Origin of the sequence: Streptomyces collinus Tu 365 (assembly GCF_000444875.1) — a bacterium.
GTDB classification, from domain to species: domain Bacteria; phylum Actinomycetota; class Actinomycetes; order Streptomycetales; family Streptomycetaceae; genus Streptomyces; species Streptomyces collinus_A.
The window spans coordinates 1,992,849-2,017,692 of sequence record NC_021985.1 but is presented as its reverse complement, the minus strand read 5'-3'; the positions used below and the strand labels follow the sequence as shown (position 1 = coordinate 2,017,692).

General features: G+C 72.7%; 18 protein-coding genes and 1 pseudogene. 15 read left to right on the top strand and 4 right to left on the bottom strand.

What is annotated here, in order from left to right:
- Nucleotides 1-216 precede the first annotated feature (216 nt).
- Nucleotides 217-954 (top strand): HAD family hydrolase, encoded by a 738-nt coding sequence (locus B446_RS08505; RefSeq protein WP_020939012.1) that lies wholly within the window; start codon nucleotides 217-219, stop codon nucleotides 952-954.
- 445 nt (nucleotides 955-1,399) lie between these two features.
- On the top strand, nucleotides 1,400-3,004 hold the full coding sequence (locus B446_RS08500; RefSeq protein WP_020939011.1) for an ABC transporter substrate-binding protein: 1,605 nt from the start codon (nucleotides 1,400-1,402) through the stop codon (nucleotides 3,002-3,004).
- 111 nt (nucleotides 3,005-3,115) lie between these two features.
- Here B446_RS08500 and B446_RS08495 read toward each other — a convergent pair whose 3' ends face one another.
- The gene (locus B446_RS08495) at nucleotides 3,116-3,787 is read right to left on the bottom strand and encodes a response regulator (RefSeq protein ID WP_020939010.1); all 672 of its coding nucleotides are present in this window, start codon (nucleotides 3,785-3,787) and stop codon (nucleotides 3,116-3,118) included.
- 14 nt (nucleotides 3,788-3,801) lie between these two features.
- Nucleotides 3,802-4,872, bottom strand: a complete 1,071-nt coding sequence (locus B446_RS08490; protein ID WP_020939009.1) for a RecB family exonuclease — start codon at nucleotides 4,870-4,872, stop codon at nucleotides 3,802-3,804.
- A 177-nt stretch (nucleotides 4,873-5,049) separates the two neighbouring features.
- Here B446_RS08490 and B446_RS08485 point away from each other — a divergent pair, with 177 nt between their 5' ends.
- The 3 genes from B446_RS08485 (at nucleotide 5,050) to B446_RS08475 (ending at nucleotide 8,553) form a co-directional block, all read left to right on the top strand.
- Entirely contained in the window at nucleotides 5,050-6,750 is a 1,701-nt protein-coding gene (locus B446_RS08485) for a site-2 protease family protein (RefSeq protein WP_020939008.1), read from the top strand.
- Nucleotides 6,751-6,833: 83 nt separating this feature from the next.
- Nucleotides 6,834-7,733, top strand: a complete 900-nt coding sequence (locus tag B446_RS08480) for a tRNA (adenine-N1)-methyltransferase (RefSeq protein WP_020939007.1) — start codon at nucleotides 6,834-6,836, stop codon at nucleotides 7,731-7,733.
- Nucleotides 7,734-7,968: 235 nt separating this feature from the next.
- Nucleotides 7,969-8,553, top strand: a complete 585-nt coding sequence (locus B446_RS08475) for a hypothetical protein (RefSeq protein ID WP_020939006.1) — start codon at nucleotides 7,969-7,971, stop codon at nucleotides 8,551-8,553.
- Nucleotides 8,554-8,670: 117 nt separating this feature from the next.
- On the opposite strand, the gene B446_RS08470 is transcribed toward B446_RS08475, so the two are convergent.
- Entirely contained in the window at nucleotides 8,671-8,973 is a 303-nt protein-coding gene (locus B446_RS08470; RefSeq protein WP_020939005.1) for a ferredoxin, read from the bottom strand.
- A 532-nt stretch (nucleotides 8,974-9,505) separates the two neighbouring features.
- Here B446_RS08470 and arc point away from each other — a divergent pair.
- The 8 genes and pseudogenes from arc to B446_RS08430 all read left to right on the top strand — a co-directional run bounded on the left by arc (nucleotide 9,506) and on the right by B446_RS08430 (nucleotide 20,532).
- Nucleotides 9,506-11,272, top strand: coding sequence for a proteasome ATPase (gene arc, locus B446_RS08465; RefSeq protein WP_020939004.1), 1,767 nt, complete (start codon nucleotides 9,506-9,508; stop codon nucleotides 11,270-11,272).
- Between the two features lie 234 nt (nucleotides 11,273-11,506).
- Nucleotides 11,507-13,018: a depupylase/deamidase Dop gene (gene dop, locus B446_RS08460; protein ID WP_020939003.1), complete on the top strand. Its 1,512-nt coding sequence runs from the start codon at nucleotides 11,507-11,509 to the stop codon at nucleotides 13,016-13,018.
- 210 nt (nucleotides 13,019-13,228) lie between these two features.
- Nucleotides 13,229-13,447, top strand: a complete 219-nt coding sequence (locus tag B446_RS08455) for a ubiquitin-like protein Pup (protein WP_020939002.1) — start codon at nucleotides 13,229-13,231, stop codon at nucleotides 13,445-13,447.
- Between the two features lie 152 nt (nucleotides 13,448-13,599).
- Nucleotides 13,600-13,806: pseudogene (locus tag B446_RS36925) on the top strand (endonuclease domain-containing protein); the annotation flags it as partial.
- Nucleotides 13,758-14,603 (top strand): proteasome subunit beta, encoded by an 846-nt coding sequence (prcB, locus tag B446_RS08445; protein ID WP_020939001.1) that lies wholly within the window; start codon nucleotides 13,758-13,760, stop codon nucleotides 14,601-14,603. The pseudogene B446_RS36925 and the gene prcB, both read left to right, overlap by 49 nt.
- Before the next feature lie 59 nt (nucleotides 14,604-14,662).
- Entirely contained in the window at nucleotides 14,663-15,409 is a 747-nt protein-coding gene (gene prcA / locus B446_RS08440; protein ID WP_043475079.1) for a proteasome subunit alpha, read from the top strand.
- A gap of 171 nt (nucleotides 15,410-15,580) precedes the next feature.
- The gene (locus tag B446_RS38960) at nucleotides 15,581-16,102 is read left to right on the top strand and encodes a lipase chaperone (protein WP_020938999.1); all 522 of its coding nucleotides are present in this window, start codon (nucleotides 15,581-15,583) and stop codon (nucleotides 16,100-16,102) included.
- Between the two features lie 98 nt (nucleotides 16,103-16,200).
- Nucleotides 16,201-20,532 (top strand): cation-translocating P-type ATPase, encoded by a 4,332-nt coding sequence (locus B446_RS08430; RefSeq protein WP_020938998.1) that lies wholly within the window; start codon nucleotides 16,201-16,203, stop codon nucleotides 20,530-20,532.
- 450 nt (nucleotides 20,533-20,982) lie between these two features.
- Here the strand turns inward: B446_RS08430 and B446_RS08425 are convergent, their stop codons facing one another.
- The gene (locus tag B446_RS08425) at nucleotides 20,983-22,005 is read right to left on the bottom strand and encodes a LacI family DNA-binding transcriptional regulator (RefSeq protein WP_020938997.1); all 1,023 of its coding nucleotides are present in this window, start codon (nucleotides 22,003-22,005) and stop codon (nucleotides 20,983-20,985) included.
- A gap of 104 nt (nucleotides 22,006-22,109) precedes the next feature.
- Here B446_RS08425 and B446_RS08420 point away from each other — a divergent pair, with 104 nt between their 5' ends.
- Together B446_RS08420 and pafA are read left to right on the top strand one after the other, a co-directional pair.
- Nucleotides 22,110-23,369 carry an MFS transporter gene (locus B446_RS08420; protein WP_020938996.1) on the top strand — a complete coding sequence of 420 codons (1,260 nt, stop codon included), beginning with the start codon at nucleotides 22,110-22,112 and terminating at the stop codon, nucleotides 23,367-23,369.
- Between the two features lie 9 nt (nucleotides 23,370-23,378).
- Nucleotides 23,379-24,740 carry a Pup--protein ligase gene (pafA, locus tag B446_RS08415; RefSeq protein ID WP_020938995.1) on the top strand — a complete coding sequence of 454 codons (1,362 nt, stop codon included), beginning with the start codon at nucleotides 23,379-23,381 and terminating at the stop codon, nucleotides 24,738-24,740.
- The last annotated feature ends 104 nt before the right edge of the window (nucleotides 24,741-24,844 follow it).

Below are 24,844 nucleotides of genomic sequence, written 5' to 3'. Positions count from 1 at the left end.
CTGGGCGACGGCCCACCGGGGCGGGCGCGGCCGGCCCGGCGCGGGCACACCGGAAGGCTCCCTGGCCTGCGCGGGGGTGTTTCAGGAGGTACCCCGACACGCAGGTGATAAACGAGGCGCTTCGCCCGCGGGAGTCGTACACTGGTCGGTCCACTGCAGGCCGGTTCCCCTGTTCCGGGGGGCCGGCCTGGTCGTCCCTCAAGGAGGTGTGCCCGGATGACCAGTACGGTCCCCGCGCCCGGAACCCTTCCCCACGTTCCCGGCACCACCCCGGCAGGCCGGACCCCGGCGGCCGGGGACTCCGCCCTGCAGGCGGTGCTCCTCGACATGGACGGCACCCTCGTGGACACCGAGGGCTTCTGGTGGGACGTCGAGGTCGAGGTCTTCGGCGCCCTCGGCCACACCCTCGACGACTCCTGGCGGCACGTCGTCGTCGGCGGCCCCATGACCCGCAGCGCCGGCTTCCTGATCGAGGCCACCGGCGCCGACATCTCCCTCGCCGACCTGTCGGTCCTGCTCAACGCGGGATTCGAGGAGCGCATCGGGCACAGCCTGCCGCTGATGCCCGGCGCCGCCCGGCTGCTCGCCGAACTGCACGAGCACGCCGTGCCCACCGCCCTGGTCTCCGCCTCCCACCGGCGCATCATCGACCGGGTGCTGACCGTGCTCGGCCCGCATCACTTCCGGCTCTCCATCGCCGGCGACGAGGTCTCGCGCACCAAGCCCTACCCGGACCCGTACCTGCTGGCCGCCGCCGGACTCGGCGTGGACCCGGCGAGATGCGCCGTCGTCGAGGACACCGCGACGGGCGTCGCCGCGGCCGAGGCGGCCGGCTGCCACGTGGTCGCCGTGCCCTCCGTCGCCGCCATCGTCCCGGCCGAACGGCGCACCGTCGTCGGCTCCCTCCAGGAGGTCGACCTGACATTCCTGCGTGGTCTGATGTCCGGCCGATGACGGAAATGCGCTGACCGTTCACCCAGCGTCAGACTTCCGCAGGACCCGCTGGACGGATTGCCGCGGAAGTACACCGAGTGGAATTCCAGAGCGGGCCGCCCGACCGAATTCCACGGAGCGCCCTACCAGTTGAAAATGTGACGTTCGCCACCTCAGGTGCCCTCGACAACGTTGCCTTGGTGTGCCGAGCACCCGCGAGCGAGCCCTGGGGGAGCGACTTTGTGTCCCGATTGAGGGGACCCTGTACGAATCCTGCCGCTGTCGGGTTTTCGGTGTGTCCACACCCGGTTTCACTCCGTGATGGGGGCTCAACTCGCGCGCCTGTGAGTGCTCCTGCGGGCGCGGACTAATCTCGTCGCGAGAACATCGTCGCAACCCCGTGATCCGCCGCACCACCCTTGCATGCCGGGTACACGGACTCGAACAGCTCTGGAGAAACTCCCGCATGAACCGCAAGACTTTGGTGCTGCCGGCAGTGGCCGGCCTGCTCACGCCGGTTCTCGCCGCGTGCGGCGGATCCGACAGCGGGAGCAAGAGCGGCGACGCCATCGGCGTCGGTACCACGGACCGGTTCACGGCCACCAGCGACGCGCCCGCGCCCCTCGACCCGGCCTACGCCTACGACGTCGGCACCTGGAACATCCTGCGCCAGACGGTGCAGACCCTGATGACCCAGCCCAAGGGTGAGGGCGACCCGGTCCCGGAGGCCGCGGAGAGCTGCTCCTTCACCGACAGCGGCAACGAGCGCTACGCGTGCAAGCTGCGTGAGGGGCTGAAGTTCGCCGACGGCGACAAGGTCACGGCCGCGGACGTCAAGTACTCCATCGACCGGGCCCGTGGCATCAAGGCCGACAGCGGTGTCGCCACCCTGCTCAACACCGTCGACACGGTCGAGACCCAGGGCGACCGCGAGGTCATCTTCCACCTGAAGACGGCCGACGCCACCTTCCCGTACAAGCTGTCCACCCCGGTCGCGGCCATCGTCAACCCCAAGGACTACGCCAAGGACAAGCTGCGCGACGGCTTCGAGGTGGACGGCTCCGGCCCCTACACCTTCAAGGCCGACGTCAAGGACAACGCGATCGTCAGCGCCACCTTCACCAAGAACCCTTCCTACAAGGGCAGCGTGACGGTGAACAACGACCAGGTCGTCATGCGCACCTACCCCGACGCGGACGCCATGGGCGCCGCGATCGACAAGGGCGAGATCGACGTCATGACCCGCACCATGTCCCCGGCGCAGATCAACAAGCTGGACAGCGGCTCCGACGCGAACGTCGACCTGGTCGACATGGCGGGCCTCGAGATCCGCTACCTCGCCTTCAACACCGACGCGCCCACCGTGAAGGACAAGGCGGTGCGCCAGGCCATCGCCCAGGTCGTCAACCGCGGCGAGCTGGTCTCCAAGGTCTACGGCACCCAGGCCGAGGCGCTGTACTCGCTCGTCCCGGCCTCCCTGACCGGCCACTCCAACTCGTTCTTCAACAAGTACGGCGACCCCAGCGCCGCCAAGGCGCGGAACCTGCTCACCAAGGCCGGCATCACCACCCCGGTGAAGCTGACGCTGCACTACACCACCGACCACTACGGCTCGGCGACCAAGCAGGAGTTCCAGATCCTGCAGAAGCAGCTCAACGCCTCCGGCCTGTTCGACGTCTCCATCCAGGGCCACCCGTGGGAGACCTTCCGGCCCGCCGAGATGAAGGGCAAGTACGACGTCTACGGCATGGGTTGGTTCCCCGACTTCCCGGACGCCGACAACTTCGTCGCGCCGTTCCTCGACAAGGGCAACTTCCTCGGGTCCCCGTACTCCAACAGCCAGATCCAGCGCTCGCTGATCCCGCAGTCCCGTCGTGAGGCGGACCGGCTCAACGCCTCCAAGAGCCTGACCCAGATCCAGGACATCGTCGCCGAGGACGTCCCGGTCATCCCGCTGTGGCAGGGCAAGCAGTACGTCGCCGCCCGGGACAACATCACGGGTGTCGCCTACGCCCTCAACTCCTCCTCGACGCTCCAGCTCTGGGAGCTCGGCCGCGGTGTGAGCGGCTGACGCCGAGTCCGGCGAAGCCCCGACGCCACGAAGGGCGCCCCTCCCGCTCGGGAGGGGCGCCCTTCGCGCGTCTCGTACGGACCCGGCGTGACCCGGCCGGCCGCCCGGGGCCTACTGCGCGCCCGGACGCACCAGGCCGCTCTCGTACGCGTACACCGCCGCCTGCACCCGGTCCCTGAGGCCCAGCTTCGTCAGGACGTGCCCCACGTGCGTCTTCACCGTGGTCTCGCTGACGAACAGGTCGGCGGCGATCTCGGCGTTGGACAGCCCGCGCGCCACCAGCTTGAGCACCTCCACCTCACGGTCGGTGAGGGTGTGCAGCGTGTCCGGCACCGGCTCCTCGCCGGACGGCAGATGCGTGGCGTACTTGTCCAGCAGCCGGCGGGTGATGCTCGGCGCCAGCATGGCCTCGCCGCCCGCGACGACCCGGATCGCCTGCACCAGCTCGTTGGCGGGCGCGTCCTTGAGCAGGAAGCCGCTGGCCCCCGCCCGCAGCGCCTCCACCACGTACTCGTCGAGGTCGAACGTCGTCAGCACCAGCACCTTCGCCGGACCGTCCCGGCCCGGCCCGGTGATCTGCCGGGTCGCCTCCACCCCGTCCATCCGCGGCATCCGGATGTCCATGAGCACGACATCCGGCTGCAGGGCACGCACCTGGTCGAGGGCCTGCAGGCCGTCGCCGGCCTCACCGACGACCGCGATGTCCTGCTCGGCCTCCAGGATCATCCGGAAACCGGTACGCAGCAGGGGCTGGTCGTCGACCAGTAGGACGCGGATGGCCACGTGACACTCCTTCGCTAGTCCGGCCCCATTCTGCCCTGCTCCACGGGCAGCGATCCGGGCGCCCTCACGGGCAGCGGATAGGGCGGGGGAGTGCCGCCGAACTCGGGGCAGTGCGCCCGGTGGTCGCACCAGCCGCACAGCTTGGTCGGCCGGGGCCGCCACTCACCGGTCTCGGTGGCCTGCCGGATCGCCTCCCACAGGGCGAGCAGTTTGCGCTCCACCCGTTCGAGGTCGGCGGGGACCGGGTCGTAGGTCAGCACGTCCCCGCTGCCGAGGTAGACGAGCTGGAGCCGGCGCGGCACCACGTTCTTCAGCCGCCACACCACCAGCGCGTAGAACTTCATCTGGAACAGCGCGCCCTCGGCGTACTCCGGGCGCGGCGCCTTGCCCGTCTTGTAGTCGACGATCCGCACCTCACCGGTGGGCGCCACGTCGACCCGGTCGATGATCCCGCGCAGCCGCAGGCCCGAGTCCAGCTCGGCCTCCACGAACAGCTCCCGCTCGGCGGGCTCCAGGCGCGCCGGATCCTCCAGCGTGAACCAGCGCTCCACCAGCCGCTCGGCCTCGCCCAGCCAGCGGGCCAGCCGCTCGCCGTCCGGGTCGTCGGCGAACAGCTCGCCGATCTCCGGCCGGTTCTCCCGCAGCCGGTCCCACTGGCCCGGGATCAACGACTTCGCCCGCGGCGCCGTCCGCTCCACGGCGGGCGCGTCGAACAGCCGCTCCAGCACGGCGTGCACCAGCGTCCCCCGGGTCGCCGCCTCGCTCGGCTTCTCCGGCAGCCGGTCGATCACCCGGAACCGGTACAGCAGCGGGCACTGCATGAAGTCGCCGGCCCGGGAGGGCGACAGCGAGGTGGGCGCCGCCGGCGGCCGTACGGCCACGCCCCCGTCCGCTCCGGGGCCGGACGCCCCGGTCACGACGCCGGGCGCCCCGGTCACGACGCCGGGCGCCCCGGTCACGACGCCGGACGCCTCCGCCTCGGCGGCCGGCGCCCCGCCCGGGGCCACGACGGCCACCGGCTCCGCCTCCGCGGCCACGCCCGTCTCCGGCGCCAGGGCCCCCGCGTCCTCGATGCTGCTGTCCATGACCCCCGACCATACGGCCCGGCACTGACAGTCACCCAGTCGCCGACCGCGTCGATCACCCTCCGGCGGGGCAGGGACAAGGGGTGCCGGGGCGGAACACACCACCACGGCCGCATACCATCGACCCGAGAGCTTCCGCCCGGCAGGAGCGGAAGACGCTTCGAACGAGGGGAAACCGTGGACGTGAGCGGCGCGAGCGGGCAGCCGCGGCCCGGCGACGACGAGCCGGCCCAGCACCCCGCGGGTCCTGCGGCCCCGGCGACCGGACCCACCGACCACCCCGGCCCGGAGCCCCACGAGGCCCCGGCACCCCCGTCCGCCGACCCGGCCCGCCCCGAGCCCCCGCACCCGGCCGCTGCCGACCCGGAGACGACGCCCGGCGGCCGCACCGGCCCGGACGACGGCACAGGCGCCGGCAGCAGCACCGCCACGGACAACGGCCCCGCCGCCGACGCGGGCAGCCGCACCGGCAGTGACGGCACGAGCGCAGGCCGCAGCGACGAGGCGGGCAGCGGCAGCCGCCCCGGCACGGACACCGGCACCGGCACGCACAGCGGCACCGGTCCCGGCCCCGCCGAGGGCACGCCGTCCGAGAGCCGCCGCCCCGCACCGGTCGAGGACCACCCCGCCGCCGAAGCGGGCGAACCGGCCGCGTCCGGCGAGCACCGCTCCCTCGCCCACGCCGGCATCGCCAAGGGCGAGCCGCCCCGGCCCCGGCCGAAGGAACCGGGCGGCGGCCTGCTCATGGGACGCCCCTTCGGCGTCCCCGTCTACGTCGCGCCGAGCTGGTTCCTCGTCGCCGCCCTGATCACCTGGGTCTTCGGCGGCCAGCTCGACCGCGTGCTGCCCGAACTGGGCGCCGCCCGCTACCTGGTCTCGCTGTTCTTCGCCGTCGCCTTCTACGCCTCCGTACTGGTCCACGAGCTGGCCCACACGGTCGCCGCGATCCGCTTCCGGCTCCCGGTCCGCCGCATCCAACTCCAGTTCTTCGGCGGCGTCTCCGAGATCGAGAAGGAGGCCGAGACCCCGGGACGCGAGTTCGTCCTCGCCTTCGTCGGGCCCCTGCTCTCCCTCGTCCTGGCCGGGATCTTCTACCTCGCCATGAAGCCCGTCGAGCCCGACACCGTCCCCGGCGTCCTGCTCGCGGGCCTGATGATCTCCAACCTCATCGTGGCCGCCTTCAACCTGCTGCCCGGCCTCCCCCTGGACGGCGGCCGCATGCTCCGCGCCGTCGTCTGGAAGATCACCGGCAAGCCCATGAGCGGCACCGTCGCCGCCGCCTGGGTGGGCCGCGCCCTCGCCATCTCCGTCCTCGTCGGGCTGCCGCTGCTCAACCAGTCCGGCGTCCTCGGCGGCGGCAACGAGAACATCAGCGGCATGGACACCGTCACCGACGCCCTGCTCGCCGCCATCCTCGCCGCGATCATCTGGACCGGCGCCGGCAACAGTCTGCGCATGGCCCGCCTGCGCGAGCACCTCCCCGAACTGCGCGCACGCACCCTGACCCGGCGGGCCGTGCCGGTCGAGAACGACACCCCGCTGTCCGAGGCACTGCGCCGCGCCAACGCCGCCGGCGCCCGCGCCCTCGTCGTCGTCGACGCCGACGGCAACCCGCTCTCCCTCGTCCGCGAGGCCGCCATCGTCGGGGTGCCCGAGCACCGCCGCCCCTGGGTCGCCGTCAGCGGTCTCGCCCAGGAGCTCACCGACGGCATGCGCGTCTCGGCCGAGCTGGCCGGCGAGGAACTCCTCGACACCCTGCGGGCCACCCCGGCCTCCGAGTACCTCGTGGTCGAGGAGACCGGCGAGATCTACGGCGTGCTCTCCGCCGCCGACGTCGAGCGCGCCTTCGTCAAGGCCATGGCCCGGCCCGCTTCCTGACCCCCTCCCGGCCCCGCGCCTCCCGCCTCCCCGCCCCGCGTCCGGTGGTCGGCGGCCCCCGCAAAGGCCGGTAGTCTGTTCACATGTCCGAACCGACCGGTGCCGCCCGCAGGCGCGGGCCCTTCAAGGTCGGGGACCAGGTTCAGCTGACCGACCCCAAGGGCCGCCACTACACGTTCACGCTCGAAGCCGGGAAGAACTTCCACACCCACAAGGGCTCCTTCCCGCACGACGAACTGATCGGTGCTCCCGAGGGCAGCGTTGTCCGCACCACCGGCAACGTGGCCTACCTCGCGCTGCGCCCCCTGCTCCCCGACTACGTCCTGTCCATGCCCCGCGGCGCAGCCGTCGTCTACCCGAAGGACGCGGGGCAGATCCTCGCCTTCGCCGACATCTTCCCCGGCGCCCGCGTCGTGGAGGCCGGTGTCGGCTCGGGCTCGCTCAGCAGCTTCCTGCTGCGCGCCATCGGCGACCAGGGCATGCTGCACTCCTACGAGCGCCGCGAGGACTTCGCGGAGATCGCCCAGCAGAACGTGGAGCGCTACTTCGGCGGCCCGCACCCCGCCTGGCAGCTGACCGTCGGCGACCTCCAGGACAACCTGTCCGACACCGACGTCGACCGCGTCATCCTCGACATGCTCGCCCCCTGGGAGTGCCTGGAGGCCGTCTCCAAGGCCCTCGTGCCCGGCGGCATCCTGTGCTGCTACGTGGCCACCACCACCCAGCTCGCCCGGACCGTCGAGTCCATCCGGGAGATCGGCTCCTTCAACGAGCCGACCGCCTGGGAGACGATGATCCGCAACTGGCACATCGAGGGCCTCGCCGTCCGTCCCGACCACCGGATGATCGGCCACACCGGCTTCCTGCTCACCGCCCGTCGGCTCGCCGACGGCGTCGAGCCGCCCATGCGCCGCCGCCGCCCCGCCAAGGGCGCCTACGGCGAGGACTACGCCGGACCGAACGCCGACGGCGGCGGCCGCTGAGCCACCGCGTCCCAGGACGCCACAGGGCGCCGTGACCCGCCTCCCGGACGGCACCGGGAACTGGGCCACGGCGTCCGTGCGTTGACCGGGCACCGAGGCGCGGGTGACTCCCGCGCGCGCGGGCTGCCCGCCTGCGGGAATCCCGTTCCGACCCCGCCGTTCCCTCGCTCTGTGACGTGTGGCACCATGCAGGCCACCCCCCCCACCGGCACAGCCCTCACAGGAGACACTCCTAGTGCAGCAATCCGCCGTTCCGGAGCTCGCCCACACGCACACCCGGCCCATCCACTGGGTCGCCACCGCCACCGCCGTGGCCGGTGTGATCGCCCTGTCCTCCGTCGTGCAGCCCGGTTCGGCGACGGCCGCCCAGCCGGCCCCCGGCACCGAGGCCGAGTCCGCCCCCGCGGCCGCGGTCGCGCCGCCCGGCACCGCGGGCGTGGCCTTCCCGCTCAGCTGCGGCCCGGTCAAGGCGCTGGTGGTGAAGAAGGCCACCGGGGACCTCGACGGGGACGGCATACCCGAGACCGTCGCGGTGGTGCACTGCGACGCCCCCATGGGCACCCCGCCGGACGGCGTCTACGTCCTCACCCGGGGCAGGAACGGCGGCGCGGCGCGCGTGGTCGCCACCCTCGTCGACCCCAAGGACCGGGTCACCGTCACCGAGTTCGCCCTGCACGAGGGGGCCGTCAGCGCCACCCTGCTCGGCTACTCGTCGTCCGACGTGCCCAGTTGCTGCCCCGACCTGAAGACTCCGGCCAAGTGGCGGTGGAACGGCAGCGCGTTCCTCCGCTCCACCGGCACCGTCGCGCACAGCGTGTGACGCTCCGGCGCCCCACCGGCCCGCGCGCCCGCGCGCACGCCCCGCGGCGAACTGCGGGCACGCGCGCGTGACCCTCCGGAACCGGCCGGACTCACGCCCGGGCCGGCCCGGGCGGCGTCACTCCGCGTCGGGGCCGTACACCTCGACCCTGTCCGAAACCCGGCGCACGTGGATGCACTCGCCGGGACACTCCCTGGCCGAGTCCACGACGTCCGTGAGCAGCGGCAGCGGCACCGGCGTCGTCGCCCCCGCGGCCTGCAGCAGCGCGTCGTCCGCGCCCTTCACGTACGCCAGCCCGTCGATGTCCAGCTCGAACACCTCCGGGGCGTACTGGGCGCAGATCCCGTCGCCGGTACACAGGTCCTGGTCGATCCAGACCTCCAGCGCCTCGCCGCCCGGGGCCTCCTGCTGCACGGTCATCTCTCCTGCCGTCGGTTCGCCGGGCGCTTCCCGGGGGCGCTCGCGCCGGCCGGGTCCGCTCCAGCGGCTGTTGGACATCCCGACCCTACCTCCGCCCTGTTTCCGCCGTTGCCCGGCGGGGGGAGGGGGTTTCCTCCCCGGCCCCGTCGGGTACCAGCGCCCGACCGGGGAAGGGAGCCCCGGGCCCCGGGGCGATCACTTCAGGCCGCCCCGCGCGTGACCCCGACCGTCAGGACCGTCGCTCTGCGTGATGACCGCCCGTCGACCGGCAGAGCGGCCTTCGGGCTGCCCTCGTACCGGGCGACCGGCCGGGATGGGGCAACTCAGGCCACTCCTGAAGGGTTTTGACCGTTCCCGACATGGAACAAGCGGCTTCTGAATCACGTTGAGTGGGTATCCCCTCCGTGCGAGAGGGAGCGCACCGGGTGACCGACGACACACCTTGACAGTCTTTGTGATCTAGGGGTTTCAATCGACACCCACCCAGGTAGGGTCTGGAAGCGTCCAGCTCCCCTTGGAGGAGGTGAGGACCGTGGCAGCCCACGACGACGACATGAACCGCGGCATCCGCCCGGGACGAGGGTCCGACGACCCGGCCGGGCAGATCGCCTACCTTGAGCAGGAGATCGCCGTCCTGCGACGCAAGCTCGCCGACTCTCCGCGGCACACGAGGATTCTCGAAGAGCGGATCGTCGAGCTGCAGACGAACCTGGCCGGTGTCTCCGCCCAGAACGAAAGACTGGCCAACACCCTGCGCGAGGCCCGCGACCAGATCGTGGCCCTCAAGGAGGAGGTCGACCGACTCGCCCAGCCGCCGGCCGGCTTCGGCGTCTTCCTGCAGGCCAACGAGGACGGCACCGCCGACATCTTCACCGGCGGCCGCAAGCTCCGGGTGAACGTGAGCCCGAGCGTCGAGCTCGACGACCTCAGGCGCGGCCAGGAGGTCATGCTCAACGAAGCGCTCAACGTGGTCGAGGCCATGGAGTACGAGAGCGTCGGCGACATCGTCACCCTCAAGGAGATCCTCGAGGACGGCGAACGCGCGCTCGTACTGGGGCACACCGACGAGGAGCGGGTGGTGCGGCTCGCCGAGCCGCTGCTGGACGTCACCATCCGCCCCGGCGACGCCCTGCTGCTCGAACCGCGCTCCGGCTACGTCTACGAGGTCGTGCCCAAGAGCGAGGTCGAGGAGCTCGTCCTCGAAGAGGTCCCGGACATCGGCTACGAGCAGATCGGCGGTCTGGGCAACCAGATCGAGGCGATCCGCGACGCGGTCGAGCTGCCGTACCTCTACCCGGACCTCTTCAAGGAGCACGAGCTGCGCCCGCCCAAGGGCGTCCTGCTCTACGGTCCCCCCGGATGCGGCAAGACGCTCATCGCCAAGGCCGTGGCCAACTCGCTGGCCAAGAAGGTCGCCGAGGTGACCGGCCAGGCCGCCGGCAAGAGCTTCTTCCTCAACATCAAGGGCCCCGAGCTCCTCAACAAGTACGTCGGCGAGACCGAGCGGCAGATCCGCCTCGTCTTCCAGCGTGCGCGCGAGAAGGCCAGCGAGGGCACCCCCGTCATCGTCTTCTTCGACGAGATGGAGTCCCTCTTCCGCACCCGCGGCTCCGGTGTCAGCTCGGACGTGGAGAACACCATCGTCCCGCAGCTGCTCGCCGAGATCGACGGTGTGGAGGGCCTGCAGAACGTGGTCGTGATCGGCGCCTCCAACCGCGAGGACATGATCGACCCCGCCATCCTGCGCCCCGGCCGTCTCGACGTGAAGATCAAGATCGAGCGTCCGGACGCCGAGGCCGCGAAGGACATCTTCGGCAAGTACCTCACCGAGCGTCTCCCGCTGCACACGGACGACCTCGACGAGCACGGCGGCGACAAGGCCACCACGGTCGGCAGCATGATCCAGACCGCGGTGGAGCACATGTACGCCGAATCCGAGGAGAACCGCTTCCTGGAAGTCACCTACGCCAACGGCGACAAGGAAGTCCTCTACTTCAAGGACTTCAATTCCGGTGCCATGATCGAGAACATCGTGGGCCGCGCCAAGAAAATGGCGATCAAGGACTTCCTGGAGAAGAACCAGAAGGGTCTCCGCGTCTCCCATCTCCTCCAGGCCTGCGTGGACGAGTTCAAGGAGAACGAGGACCTGCCCAACACCACCAACCCCGACGACTGGGCCCGGATCTCCGGAAAGAAGGGCGAACGGATCGTCTACATCCGTACGCTGATCACCGGAAAGCAGGGCGCGGACACCGGACGCTCCATCGACACGGTGGCGAACACCGGTCAGTACCTGTAAGAAGCAGGGCGGCTGCGGGTGCCCTCGACGGGGGTACCCGCAGCCGACTGTTTTTCAGGCCACGACCGGAGCAGGCAATGACGCAAATGATCTCCCCACCAGCGCAAAGGCGTTCTAGGCTCTTTCCTACCGCCGAGTCGCGCAGTGCGGGGACGGGCACCGCACACGCACCGGAGCGCCAGCGGTAGTGAGCGGCGCCCACGACCGAGGGCGCCGCCGGGCAAGGAGGGCCGCATGACCGTACGGCGAGTAATGGGCATCGAGACGGAGTACGGCATCTCCGTCCCCGGTCACCCCAACGCCAATGCCATGCTCACCTCGTCCCAGATCGTCAACGCCTACGCGGCGGCGATGCACCGGGCCCGCCGGGCCCGCTGGGACTTCGAGGAGGAGAACCCGCTACGGGACGCGCGAGGCTTCGACCTCGCCCGCGAGGCCGCCGACTCCAGCCAGCTCACCGACGAGGACATCGGCCTCGCCAACGTGATCCTCACCAACGGCGCGCGCCTCTACGTCGACCACGCCCACCCCGAGTACAGCGCCCCGGAGGTCACCAACCCGCGCGACGCGGTCCTGTGGGACAAGGCCGGCGAACGCATCATGGCCGAGGCCGCCGAGCGGGCCGCGCAGCTCCCCGGCGCCCAGCCGATCCACCTGTACAAGAACAACACCGACAACAAGGGCGCCTCGTACGGCACGCACGAGAACTACCTGATGAAGCGGGAGACCCCCTTCTCGGACATCGTGCGCCACCTCACGCCCTTCTTCGTCTCCCGCCAGGTGGTCACCGGCGCCGGCCGCGTGGGCATCGGACAGGACGGCCACGAGCACGGTTTCCAGCTCAGTCAGCGCGCCGACTACTTCGAGGTCGAGGTCGGCCTGGAGACCACGCTCAAACGCCCGATCATCAACACGCGCGACGAGCCGCACGCCGACGCGGAGAAGTACCGCAGGCTCCACGTGATCATCGGCGACGCCAACCTCTCCGAGATCTCGACCTACCTCAAGCTGGGCACGACCGCCCTGGTCCTGTCCATGATCGAGGACGGTTTCATCGCCGTGGACCTCGCGGTCGACCAGCCCGTCCGCACCCTGCACCAGGTCTCCCACGACCCCTCGCTGCAGCGGCTCATCACCCTGCGCAGCGGCCGGACCCTGACCGCCGTGCAGTTGCAGATGGAGTACTACGAGCTGTCGCGCAAGTACGTGGAGGAGCGGTTCGGGGCGGACGCCGACGACCAGACCAAGGACGTGCTCAGCCGCTGGGAGGACACCCTCAACCGGCTCGAGAACGACCCCATGAGCCTGGCCGGCGAGCTGGACTGGGTCGCCAAGCGGGAGCTCATGGAGGGCTACCGCCGCCGCGACGGCCTGGACTGGGACGCCGCCCGGCTGCACCTGGTGGACCTGCAGTACGCCGACGTACGCGCCGAGAAGGGCCTGTACAACCGCCTGGCGTCCCGCGGCCGCATCAAGCGCCTCCTGGACGAGTCCGAGGTCGACAGGGCCCGTACGACGCCTCCTGAGGACACCCGCGCCTACTTCCGCGGGCGCTGTCTGGAGCAGTACGCGGACGACGTGGCCGCGGCCTCCTGGGACTCGGTCATCTTCGACCTGCCGGGCCGGGACTCCCTCCAGCGCGTCCCAACCCTCGAACCGCTTCGCGGAACGCGAAATCACGTCAAGGAGCTGTTGGACCGCTGCCGCACGGCGGAAGACCTGGTCAGGGTCCTCTCCGGCGGATGAGGGTGACCAGCGGGTACTCCCACGGGTACCCGGACCGTCCCGGGCGGGCAGGGTGGAAACCCCGGCGGCCGGGAATCATCGAGATGGCCCCCGCACGTTGTCGAAACTGCGGGGCCGATGTCGGACCCGGCTTGTAGGGTCTGATCATCACCGATCGGCAGGAATGCCGACCCGTCGACCATGTCGGGCGAACTGAGCGGGGTGAGGGTTATGGCAACCAAGGACACCGGCGGCGGTCAGCAGAAGGCGACGCGCTCCACCGAGGAGGTCGAGGAGCAGGCGCAGGACGCGCAGGCCTCCGAGGACCTCAAGGAGCGGCACGAGAAGCTGAGCGACGACGTGGACTCCGTCCTCGACGAGATCGATGACGTCCTCGAGGAGAACGCCGAGGACTTCGTGCGCTCCTTCGTGCAAAAGGGCGGAGAGTAAGAGCGCCTCGGGTCGCGTCGCCTTCGAAGTGAAGGCAGCGGGGGAGCGTTCGCGAGGGACAGGCAGCGGCGAGACGGCCTCCGGGTGCTGCCCGGAGGCCGTCGGGAAAGCGGCGCCCGGGGTGCGGCGCGGACGCACGGCCGCCCGCGTACGTGATCTGTCCGAAGGCCCCCGCCGCGCATGTGGATCACTGCCGCAAGGGGGGTAGGGTCCCAGGCGTACTGTGCTTCAACTGCAATTCGGCCATCGGCAAGTTGGGGGGCGCCCCCGACGCCGTCCGCCGGGCCGCCGCCTACCTGGAAGGAAACTCGTGGAAGCCAACAATCGTGGCACCGGGCGTCTACCAGCTGCCTTCCTGACGCCAGGGTCCTCCTCCTTCATGGACTTCCTCTCCGACCACCAGCCCGAGCTGCTGCCCGGCAAGCGGCAGCTGCCGCCCGTGCAGGGCGTGGTCGAGGCGCCGCACGGGACCACGATCGTGGCCGTGACGTTCCCGGGGGGCGTGGTCCTGGCCGGTGACCGCCGGGCCACGATGGGCAACGTGATCGCCCAGCGGGACATCGAGAAGGTGTTCCCGGCGGACGAGTACTCGGCCGTCGGCATCGCCGGCACCGCCGGTCTGGCCGTCGAGATGGTGAAGCTCTTCCAGCTGGAGCTGGAGCACTTCGAGAAGGTGGAGGGCGCCCAGCTCTCGCTCGAGGGCAAGGCGAACCGGCTGTCGACGATGATCCGGTCCAACCTCGCCATGGCCATGCAGGGCCTGGCCGTGGTGCCGCTGTTCGCCGGGTACGACGTGGACCGCGGGAAGGGCCGCATCTTCTCGTACGACGTCACCGGCGGCCGCTCCGAGGAGCACAACTACTCGGCGACGGGTTCGGGCTCGATCTTCGCGCGCGGCGCGATGAAGAAGCTGTTCCGCGACGACCTGACCGAGGAGCAGGCCACGACCCTGGTGGTCCAGGCCCTGTACGACGCGGCAGACGACGACTCGGCGACCGGTGGTCCCGATGTCGCCCGCCGGATCTATCCGATCATCACCGTGATCACCGAGGACGGCTTCCGCCGGCTGACCGAGGACGAGGCCTCGGAGCTCTCCCGTTCGGTGCTCCAGCGGCGCCTGGAGGAGCCGGACGGCCCCAAGGCCGCCCTGCTCTGAGCGGGCCGGTTCTTTTTCGAGGTGATCCAGTGACCATCACAGAAAGGGACGGATAACCGGTGTCGACGCCGTTCTATGTCTCACCCCAGCAGGCCATGGCCGACCGGGCGGAGTACGCCCGCAAGGGCATCGCCCGTGGCCGCAGCCTGGTCGTGCTGCAGTACGCCGACGGCATCGTGTTCGTCGGTGAGAACCCGTCCCGCGCGCTGCACAAGTTCAGCGAGATCTACGACCGGATCGGCTTCGCGGCCGCCGGCAAGTACAACGAGTACGAGAACCTGCGCATCGGCGGCGTCCGCTACGCCGACCTGCGGGGCTACACCTACGACCGGGACGACGTCACGGCACGGGGCCTGGCCAACGTCTACGCGCAGACCCTGGGCACCATCTTCTCGTCGGCGGCGGAGAAGCCGTACGAGGTGGAGCTGGTCGTCGCCGAGGTGGGGGAGACCCCCGAGGGCGACCAGATCTACCGGCTGCCGCACGACGGCTCGATCGTGGACGAGCACGGCTCGGTCGCGGTGGGCGGCAACGCGGAGCAGATCAGCGGCTTCCTCGACCAGCGCCACCGGGACGGGATGTCGCTGGCGGAAGCCCTGAAGCTGGCCGTCCAGGCCCTGTCCCGCGACACCAACGGCAGCGAGCGGGAGATCCCCGCCGAGCGCCTCGAGGTCGCGGTGCTGGACCGTACGCGCCCGCAGCAGCGCAAGTTCAAGCGCATCGTCGGCCGTCAGCTCTCGCGCCTCCTGGAGGCGGAGGGCGCCGCCACCGAGGCGGAGAGCTCCGACGAGTCCGAGGAGGAGTAGACGGCTCCGCCCGCGCCTTCGCCGCGCACGGCGACCCACCGCGCCCCGGCCCTCCGGCCGGGGCGCGGTGCGTTCTTGGTGCGGATGCGATTCCCTGGTAGTGGCGGGATGACCGCGTTCTTGTGGGCACTCGGGGATGACGGCGAGACGTGTGTCCCGGAGGTGTGAGCGATGACTGAGCGGAAGTCGTCCTCGGTACTGACCGCTCCCGTGCGGGGCGCGGCCTCCTTGCTGGGCCGGCTGCCCGGCGCGGGGACGGTCGGCCGGGTGGCCGAGGGCGCCCTGGACAAGGTGGGTGCGGTGTCGCCGCGGAGCCGGCGGCTGGCCGTGTACGCCGGGGCCGGGGTGCTCGGCGTGGCGGGCGTCGTGGAGTGGCCGGTGGCGGCCACCGGCGCGGCGGTCGCGTGGCTGACCCAGGCGCGGCCCGAGGACCGTCAGCGGTCCGGCGGGGCGAGGGACGACGTCCCGGCCGGGCAGCCCGGCGGGCGGTCCGGCAGGCCCCGGCACCGGCGGCCAGGCAGGGAGGCGGAGGGCGTCACGGCGGACCCGGACGACGAGGCCGTGGTGTGGGCGGCGACCCACGCCAGGCAGCCCGGGGAGCCCGGTCACCACAAGGCGCCGGGACCGGTCAGAGGCATGACGCAGGGCGGCCGGATGGGCCCCACGGCCCGGCCCACCCGCACGACCCGCTGACGACCCGCCGACGGGCCCGACGGAGACCCTTCCCCGCGCCGAAGTCGACTTGTCGATGAATCTCCGGCGACCGCTCACGACACCACCGAGGATGCCCCATGACGTTCACACTGCTCACGGTGCCCTCCGCCGCCGCGCGGCTGCTGCCGGCGGCCCCCAGGCTCCTCGCCCGGGCGGCGGCGCCCGCCGTGGGCGCGGCGGCCGGGCTGGCGGCGGGCACGGCGCGCGCGGGGGTCCGCACGGCGGACGCCACGGTGCGGGTGGCGCGGGTCGCCGGCAACGCGATGCCGGGCGGCGGTCACCGCTGGCGGGCCGGGGCCCGGCAGCACCTGGCCCTGCGGCCGGCGGACGCCGCCGCCGTGCGGCACGGCATGGAGCAGGTGGCTCGCCAGGTGGCGGCGGCCCTCGCGGAACACCCGGACGTGCTGCTGGCCTACTGGGACGAGGGGCTGGCACGGCTGGTGGTGACGGCCACCGAGGAGCGGTTCGCCGACCTGGTGCTGGAACGGGCGCAGGAGCTGGCGGAACGGCACGGTCTCGTGCTGGCGGCCCCCGAGGGGCCGGAGGAGATCACGCACCCGGCGGACCCGGTGGCGGTCCGGGTGGCCGCGACGGCCCTGGCCGCGGATGTGCTCGGCGCCGGTGCGGCGCTGACGGCGTACGCGCTGCGGCTGCCGCCGTCGCCTCGCGCGGTGACCGCGGCGGTGACGTTCCTGCGGGAGAACCCGTGGGTCCGGCGCACCCTGCGCGCGAAGCTCGGCGGGCCGGGCATGGATCTTGCGCTGGCCTGCGCCAACGCGGCGGCGCACGGCGCCGGGCAGACCCCGTCGTCCCTGGTGCTCGACGGGGCGCTGCGGGGCTGCCAGCTCGCCGAGGCGGTGGCCCGGGCCGCCGCCTTCGACGCCGTGCACGACGAGCTGTGCCTGCCGGAGCGGGTGAGCGTGGGCGCGGACGGGGCGCCGCGCCCGGCGCCCCGGGTGACCCCGGCCCAGGAGTACGCGTCGCACGCGGCGACCGGCAGCGTGCTGGGCGCACTGGCGACGCTGCTGGTCAAGCACGACACGGCGGAGGCCGCGGAGGCGGTGCTGGCCGGTTCCCCGAAGGCGGCGCGCTACGGACCCGCCGCCTTCCACGCGGTGCTGGGGGGCATGCTGGCCCGCTCCGGGGTGCTGGTGCGCGATCCCGAGCGGTTGCGGCAGCTCGAGCTGGTGGGCACGGTCGTCCTGCACCCGAGTGCGCTGCGCGGCGCGGACGGCGAGGCCGATCCGTGGGTGGAGCCGGTGCTGGACGCGGCGCGGCGGGCCGGGCTGCGGGTGGTCGTGGTGGACGACCCGGTGCTGGAGGACTTCACGGGACTGGCCGACCAGGTGGTGGACGCCCGGCGGCCGCTGGACGACGTGGTGTACGAACTGCGCCAGGACGAGCGGGTGGTGCTGACCGTCGCCCGGATGCGCTCGGCGCAGGAACGGGACGTGCTCGCGGGGCTGCGGGCGAGCGACGTGGCGGTGGCGCTGGCCGATCCGGCCGGCGCCGTGGTGTGGGGCGCGGACGTGCTGGCCCTGCACGGTCTGACGGACGTGTGGCGGCTGCTGACGGCGGTCCCGGCGGCCCGCACGGTGGGCCGCCGCTCACAGACGCTGGCGCGCTCGGGCGCGGCGCTCTCCGGGCTGCTCGTGGCGGTCGGCGAGTCCGGCGGCGGGCGCGGGCGCCGGTCGGTGCTGCCGGGCCTGCGGCACGCGCCGGTGGACGTGGGCGCCGCGGGCGCCCTGCTGTCCGGGGCACGGGCGGCGCTGTCCGTGGCGGCGGCCGGAGCCCCGCACCCCCGGCCCCGGGTGCACTGGCACGAACTGGCCCCGCGGGAGGCGCGCGAACGGCTGGAACGGGAGTCGGAGGCGGGCACGCCCACGCCGTTGCGGCGGGCTGGCGAAGGAGTGCGGGGCGCCGTCCGGGCCGTGACGCGGCACCCGGCGGTCGCCCCGGCGCGCTGGACGGTGGAGCTGGGCCGGGCGGTGCGGGGCGAGCTGCACGACCCGCTGACGCCGGTGCTGGCGGTCGGCTCGGCGGCGTCGGCGATCCTCGGCTCGGTGGTGGACGCGTTGCTCGTCGTGGGAGCACTCGACCTGAACGCGCTGGTGGGGGGTGTACAACGGCTGCGCGCCGAGCGGGCGCTGTCCGGTCTGGTGGCGGAGCAGCAGCAGAAGGCGCGGGTGGCGCCGCCGGAGAGCGAGGCGCCCGCGGGCGGCACCCGCACGGTGGACGCCGGGCGCCTCGAGCCGGGTGACGTGATCGAGCTGAAGGGCGACGACGTCGTCCCGGCGGACGCGCGTCTGCTCTGGGAGGACGGCCTCGAGGTCGACGAGTCCGCGCTGACGGGCGAGTCGCTGCCGGTGCAGAAGCAGACCGATCCGACACCGCACGCGCCGGTGGCCGACCGGCACTGCATGGTCTTCGAGGGCACGACGGTGGTGGCCGGACAGGCCCGGGCCGTGGTGGTGGACACCGGCGACCGTACGGAGGCCGCCCGCGCCGTCCACCTGGCCGCGCGCACGCCCCCGGCGGGCGGGGTGCAGGCCCGGCTGCAGGAGCTGACCCGCAAGGCGCTGCCGTGGACGCTCGCGGGCGGCGCGGCGGTGACCGGCGTGGCGCTGCTGCGCGGTACGCCGATCCGGGAGGCGGTCAGCGGCGGGGTGGCCGTCGGGGTCGCCGCGGTGCCCGAGGGGCTGCCGCTGGTGGCCACGGTGGCGCAGCTCGCAGCGGCACGGCGGCTGAGCCGTGGCGGCGTGCTCGTGCGCACGCCGCGCACGCTGGAGGCGCTGGGCCGGATGGACACGATCTGCTTCGACAAGACCGGCACCCTCACCGAGAACCGGCTGCGCCTGGTACGGGCGTCGGACGCCGGAGGCGGGGTGCGCGCCGCGGACGACGCGGCGGTGGAGGAGACCGTACGGGTCGCCGCGCGCGCCTGCCCCCGGCTGAACGGCGGGTCTCAGCGCCCGGTGCACGCCACCGACGAGGCGGTGCTCGACGCGGCCGGCGACGACCCCGGGTGGGTGCAGTCGGAGGGGCTGCCCTTCGAGGCCGGGCGGGGGTACGCGGCCGCCGTGGGCCGGACGGGCGACGGCGGCCCGGTGCTGGTCGTGAAGGGCGCGCCGGAGACCGTGCTGCCCGCGTGCGAGGACCTGGTGCCGGGTGCCTCCGACGCCGCGCACGACCTGGCGGGGGACGGGCTGCGGGTGCTGGCGGTGGCCGAACGGCGGCTGGCCGACGGCGAGGACGAGGCGGCGGCCCTGGTGGAGCCGTTGCGCGGACTGCGGTTCACGGGGCTGCTGGCCCTGTCGGACGTGCCCCGGGAGACGTCCGAGGCGCTGGTGCAGGGGCTGTACGAGTCCGGGGTGCGCCCCGTCATGCTCACCGGGGACCACCCGCAGACGGCGCGCGCCATCGCGCGCGGTCTGGGCTGGCCGGAGGAGCCGGTGGTGGTGACGGGGGACGAGCTGGCGTCGGCGGACCGCTCGGCCCGGGCGCGGATGCTGCGCGACGCGTCCGTGGTGGCCCGGGTGGCTCCCGAGCAGAAGCTCCAGGTCATCGAGGCGCTGCGGGACGCGGGCCGGGTGGTCGGCATGGTCGGCGACGGCGCGAACGACGCGGCGGCGATCCGGGCGGCCGACATCGGCGTGGGGATCAACGCCCGCGGTTCGGCGGCGGCCCGCAACGCCGCCGACATCGTCCTGACGGACGAGGACCTGACCGCCCTGATCGCGGCCGTCGGCGAGGGCCGCGCCCTGTGGCACAGCGTGGCGGACGCCATCGCGATCCTGATCGGCGGGAACGCGGGTGAGGTGGGCTTCGGGCTGCTGGGGACGCTGGTGTCGGGCCGGGCGCCGCTGTCGACGCGGCAGATGCTGCTGGTGAACCTGTTCACGGACCTGTTCCCGGCGATGGCGGTGGCGGTGACCCCGAAGGCCGGTCAGGAGGCCGGCCGGCAGACGGGCCCCCGGGCACCGGAGGACGTGGCCGGCGGGGTGCTCGGGGAGCCGCTGGTCCGGCAGATCCGGCACCGGGCGCTGACCACGTCCGTGGGCGCGCTGACGGCCTGGCTGGTGGGCCGCTTCACGCCGGGGACGGAGCGCCGGTCCAGCACCATGGCGCTGTGCGGGGTGGTGGGCACCCAGCTCGTCCAGACCCTGCTGGACCGCAGGAACAGCCCGCTGGTGCGGTTCACCGTGCTGGGCTCGGCGCTGGCCCTGGTCGCGCTCATCGAGACGCCCGGGGTGAGCGGCGCGTTCGGCTGCACCCCGCTGGGCCCGGTGGCATGGGCGGGCGTCGCCCTCGGCATCCTCGCCGCACTGGCGGGCCAGCGAGCCCTGCCCCGCCTGGAGGAGACGGTGACCCGCCTGGTACCGGCGGCGCCCCGGCCGGCCGCCGCCTAGCCGCGGCCGTCCCCGCACCTGATCAGCGGCGCCCCGGGCCCCGGCCGCAGCGGCTGCGTAGCGCCCCGGCCGCCGGCGCCCCGGCCTCCGACCGCAGCCGTGCCGCTTCCGCCCAGCATCGTGCCGCCGCCGCGCCGTTTCCGCCGGGCATCGGGTCCGGAGCCGTGCCGCCGGGCATCCGGCCCGCAGCCAGCCGGTCGCCGCTTGGCCGCGGCCGTCCCGTCGCCTGATCGGCGGTGGGCCCGGGGCTCCGGCCGCAGCGGCTGCGCCGTGGTCCGGACGGCCGGCAGACCGCCTTCCGCCGGAGGCGTCCCGCCGCAGCCGCCCCTGCGCCAGGCATCCAGCCGCAGCCGTCCCGCCTCCGGCAGGCCCGACAGCCCCGGCTCCCGGCAGGCCCGGCCTCCGGCCGTGGCGTGCAGGCGGTCGGTCGCTTTCGGCCGTGGGCCCGTTCTAGGGGGCCGGCGCGGACGCTCGGGCCGTGGAGCCTCGTACGACCAGTTCGACCGGGATGTCCTCGCCCTCGGGATCCCGGCCGTCCAGGACGGCCAGCAGGGCCTCCATGCCGCGTTCACCGAACCGCTCGGCGTCCAGGCGCACCGTGGTGAGCTCCGGGTCGAGGGCGGTGGCGAGGGCCAGGTCGTCCAGGCCGGTGACGGAGATGTCGTCGGGGACGCGCAGGCCGAGGCGGCGTATGGCCTTGTAGGCGCCGGCGGCCAGTTTGTCGTCGTCGCAGACCACGGCGGTCGGCCGGGGGCCGGGCCGGGTGAGCGCGGCCTCGGCGGCGGCGACCGCGTCGTCGATGGAGATCGGCGCGGCGGCCGTGCGGATCGCGGTGCCGGGGACGGCGGCCAGCCGTGCGGCCAGCTCGCGGGCGCGCAGCTCGAAGGTCCAGGAGGGGACGTCGGCCGCGAGGTGCAGGAAGCGGCGGTGCCCGAGACCGAGCAGGTGCTCGGTGACCTGGCGGACGCCGTCGGCGATGTCCAGGTTCACGGTCGCGGCGCCCAGGCTGCCCTCGGGATCGCTGTCGAGCATGACCAGCGGGAGCTGGTCGCCGCGGATGGCGGTGAGGGCGTCGGCGGCCATCGAGGAGGCGATGACGCCGTCCAGGGCCGCCTGCGCGGAGGCGAAGGGGTCACGGGCCGGGCCGATGCCCTGGGGGGAGGGGTAGAGCACGACGCCGAAGCCGTGCCGGGCCGCCACGCGTGCCGCGCCGGTGTAGACGCCGGCGAAGAACTCGGTCGTCAGGGCCGGCACCACGAGCAGGACGGTGCGGGTGCGGCCCAGGCGCAGGTTGCGGGCCGCCAGGTTGGGCCGGTAGCCCAGCTCGCGCGCGGCCGCGCGGACCCGCTCGGCGGTGGCCTCGGAGACCCGGCCGCGCCACTTGTCGCCGAGGACGAGCGAGACGGCCGCCTGGGACACCCCGGCCGCCTGCGCGACGTCACGGCTGGTCGGGCGCGTGCTGCTGCGTGGCACCGTGGGCCTGCTCCTCTGCTTGGGGTTGCCGCTCGTCTGGACGCGTGAACAGCGCACATGGTACGTATGAGCGGCGAAGTTATACGTAACACTTGGAGGCGGGCATGGCCGCGGGATACCTAGAGATCCTCCGGGCGAGACACGCGGCCCGGCTGCTGACCGGCACGCTGGTGGGCCGGCTGCCCAACGCGACGGCCGCGATCGCCCTGGTGCTGTTCGTCCGCGCCGAGGGCGGCACCTACAGCCTGGCCGGGGCGCTCGCCGCGGTGTACGGCGTCGCCAACGCGGTCGGCCAGCCGGTCCTCGGCCGGCTCGTGGACCTGCACGGCCAGCCGCGCGTGCAGCTGCCGGCCGCCGTCCTGGCGGCGCTCGCCATGACGGCCTTCGCCTTCCTGGGCACCGACCCGCTGCCCCTGGCCTACGTCTGCGTCGCGGCCGCGGGCCTGTTCACCCCGCCCCTGGAGGGCGGCCTGCGCGCCCTGTGGCCCTCCGTGCTGCGCCGCGAGGAGCAGGTGCACACCGCGTACGCCATGGACGCGATCGCCCAGGAGGTCATGTTCACCGTCGGCCCGCTGCTGGTGACCCTGTGCGTCTCGCTGTGGTCGGAGCGCGCGGCCCTGCTCGTGCTGAACGCCGTCGGTGTCCTCGGCGCCCTCTCGGTGGTCGTCTCGCCGCCCTCGCGCGCGTGGCGCTCGGCGCCCCGCGAGGCGCACTGGCTGGGCGCCCTGCGCTCGCCCGGCCTGCTCGCGCTGCTCGGCGCCTTCCTGTTCATCGGCATCGCGCTCGGCTCCATCACGGTCGCCTCCGTGCCCTACGCCGACGACCACGGCGGCGACGCCGTCTACGGCTGGCTGATGGCCGCGCTCGGCCTCGGGGCGCTCATCGGCGGCACCGTCTACGGGGCCCGCCAGTGGGGCGGCACCCCCGAACGGCGACTGCGGCTCCTGGTGGCCCTTCTGGCGGTCTGTTACCTGCCGCTCACCCTGATGCCCGGCACGGTCGCCATGGTGCTGCTCACCCTGGTCGCCGGAGTCTTCCTCGCGCCCTGCATCGCCTGCGCCTTCATCATCGTCGACCGGCACGCGCCGAGCGGCACCGTCACGGAGGCGTTCTCCTGGCTGGTGACGACGTTCACCGTGGGCGCCTCGGTCGGAACGGGCCTGGCGGGGCCGGTCGTCCAGACCGGTGGCGCGCTGTGGGGATTCGCGCTGCCGGCCGCCGCCGGGGCCGTGTCCCTGCTGGTCCTGCTCGCCACCGGACGGGTCCTCGCAGCTCCCGTGCGGGGCGGGGTCGTTGCGGCTTCATCGGAAAATGATCCAAATCGTGCCGTCGAACCCCGTTTCAGCTCAGGGGATCGGGCGTAATGTTCAGTCATGGACCGCCGCATTTTCGGGCTGGAGAACGAGTACGGCGTCACGTGCACGTTCAGGGGACAGCGCCGCCTGTCTCCTGACGAGGTGGCGCGGTACCTCTTCCGCCGTGTCGTGTCATGGGGCCGCAGCAGCAATGTCTTTCTGCGAAACGGCGCCCGGCTCTATCTCGACGTGGGATCACATCCGGAATACGCGACACCCGAATGTGACAACGTGACCGAACTGGTCACCCACGACAAGGCCGGCGAGCGCATTCTCGAGGGACTCCTGGTGGACGCGGAACGACGCCTGCACGAGGAGGGAATCGCGGGCGACGTCTACCTCTTCAAGAACAACACCGACTCGGCGGGCAACTCCTACGGCTGCCACGAGAACTATCTGGTGGCCCGGCACGGGGAGTTCTCCCGGCTCGCGGACATTCTCATCCCCTTCCTGGTGACCAGGCAGCTCCTGTGCGGTGCGGGCAAGGTCCTGCAGACCCCGCGCGGCGCCGTCTACTGCGTCAGCCAGCGCGCGGAGCACATCTGGGAGGGCGTCTCCTCGGCGACGACCCGCTCCCGGCCCATCATCAACACCCGCGACGAGCCGCACGCGGACGCCGAGCGCTACCGCCGCCTGCACGTCATCGTGGGCGACTCGAACATGTCCGAGACGACCATGCTGCTGAAGGTCGGCGCCACCGACCTGGTGCTGCGCATGATCGAGGCGGGCACCGTCATGCGCGACCTCACCCTGGAGAACCCGATCCGGGCGATCCGCGAGGTCAGCCACGACATCACCGGCCGGCGCAAGGTGCGCCTGGCCAGCGGCCGGGAGGCGTCCGCGCTGGAGGTGCAGCGCGAGTACTTCGACAAGGCCGTGGACTTCTGCGACCGCCGGGGCATCCGCACCGGCACCGTCGCGCAGGTGCTGGAGCTGTGGGGCCGCACCCTCGACGCGATCGAGACCGAGGAACTCGACCGCATCGGCACCGAGATCGACTGGGTCATGAAGTACAAGCTCATCGAGCGGTACCGGGCCAAGCACAACATGACCATGTCGCACCCGCGGGTCGCCCAGATAGACCTCGCCTACCACGACATCCACCGCCGTCGTGGTCTGTACTACCTGCTGGAGAAGAAGGGCCAAGCCACCCGGATCTGCAACGACTTGAAGATCTTCGAAGGCAAGTCGGTTCCCCCGCAGACCACTCGGGCACGGCTGCGCGGCGACTTCATCCGCCGGGCACAGGAACAGCGCCGTGACTTCACGGTCGACTGGGTGCACCTGAAACTCAACGACCAGGCGCAGCGCACCGTCCTGTGCAAGGACCCGTTCCGTTCGGTGGACGACCGGGTGGAGAAGCTGATCGCCGGAATGTAGCGAAAGGCCCACGAGTCAAGCGTTTCCGGGCAGGAATGCCGGAGCGCCACACGGGCGCCGTACGTTTCCCGTACGGCGCCCGTGTCACGCCGTAGAGTTGCGCG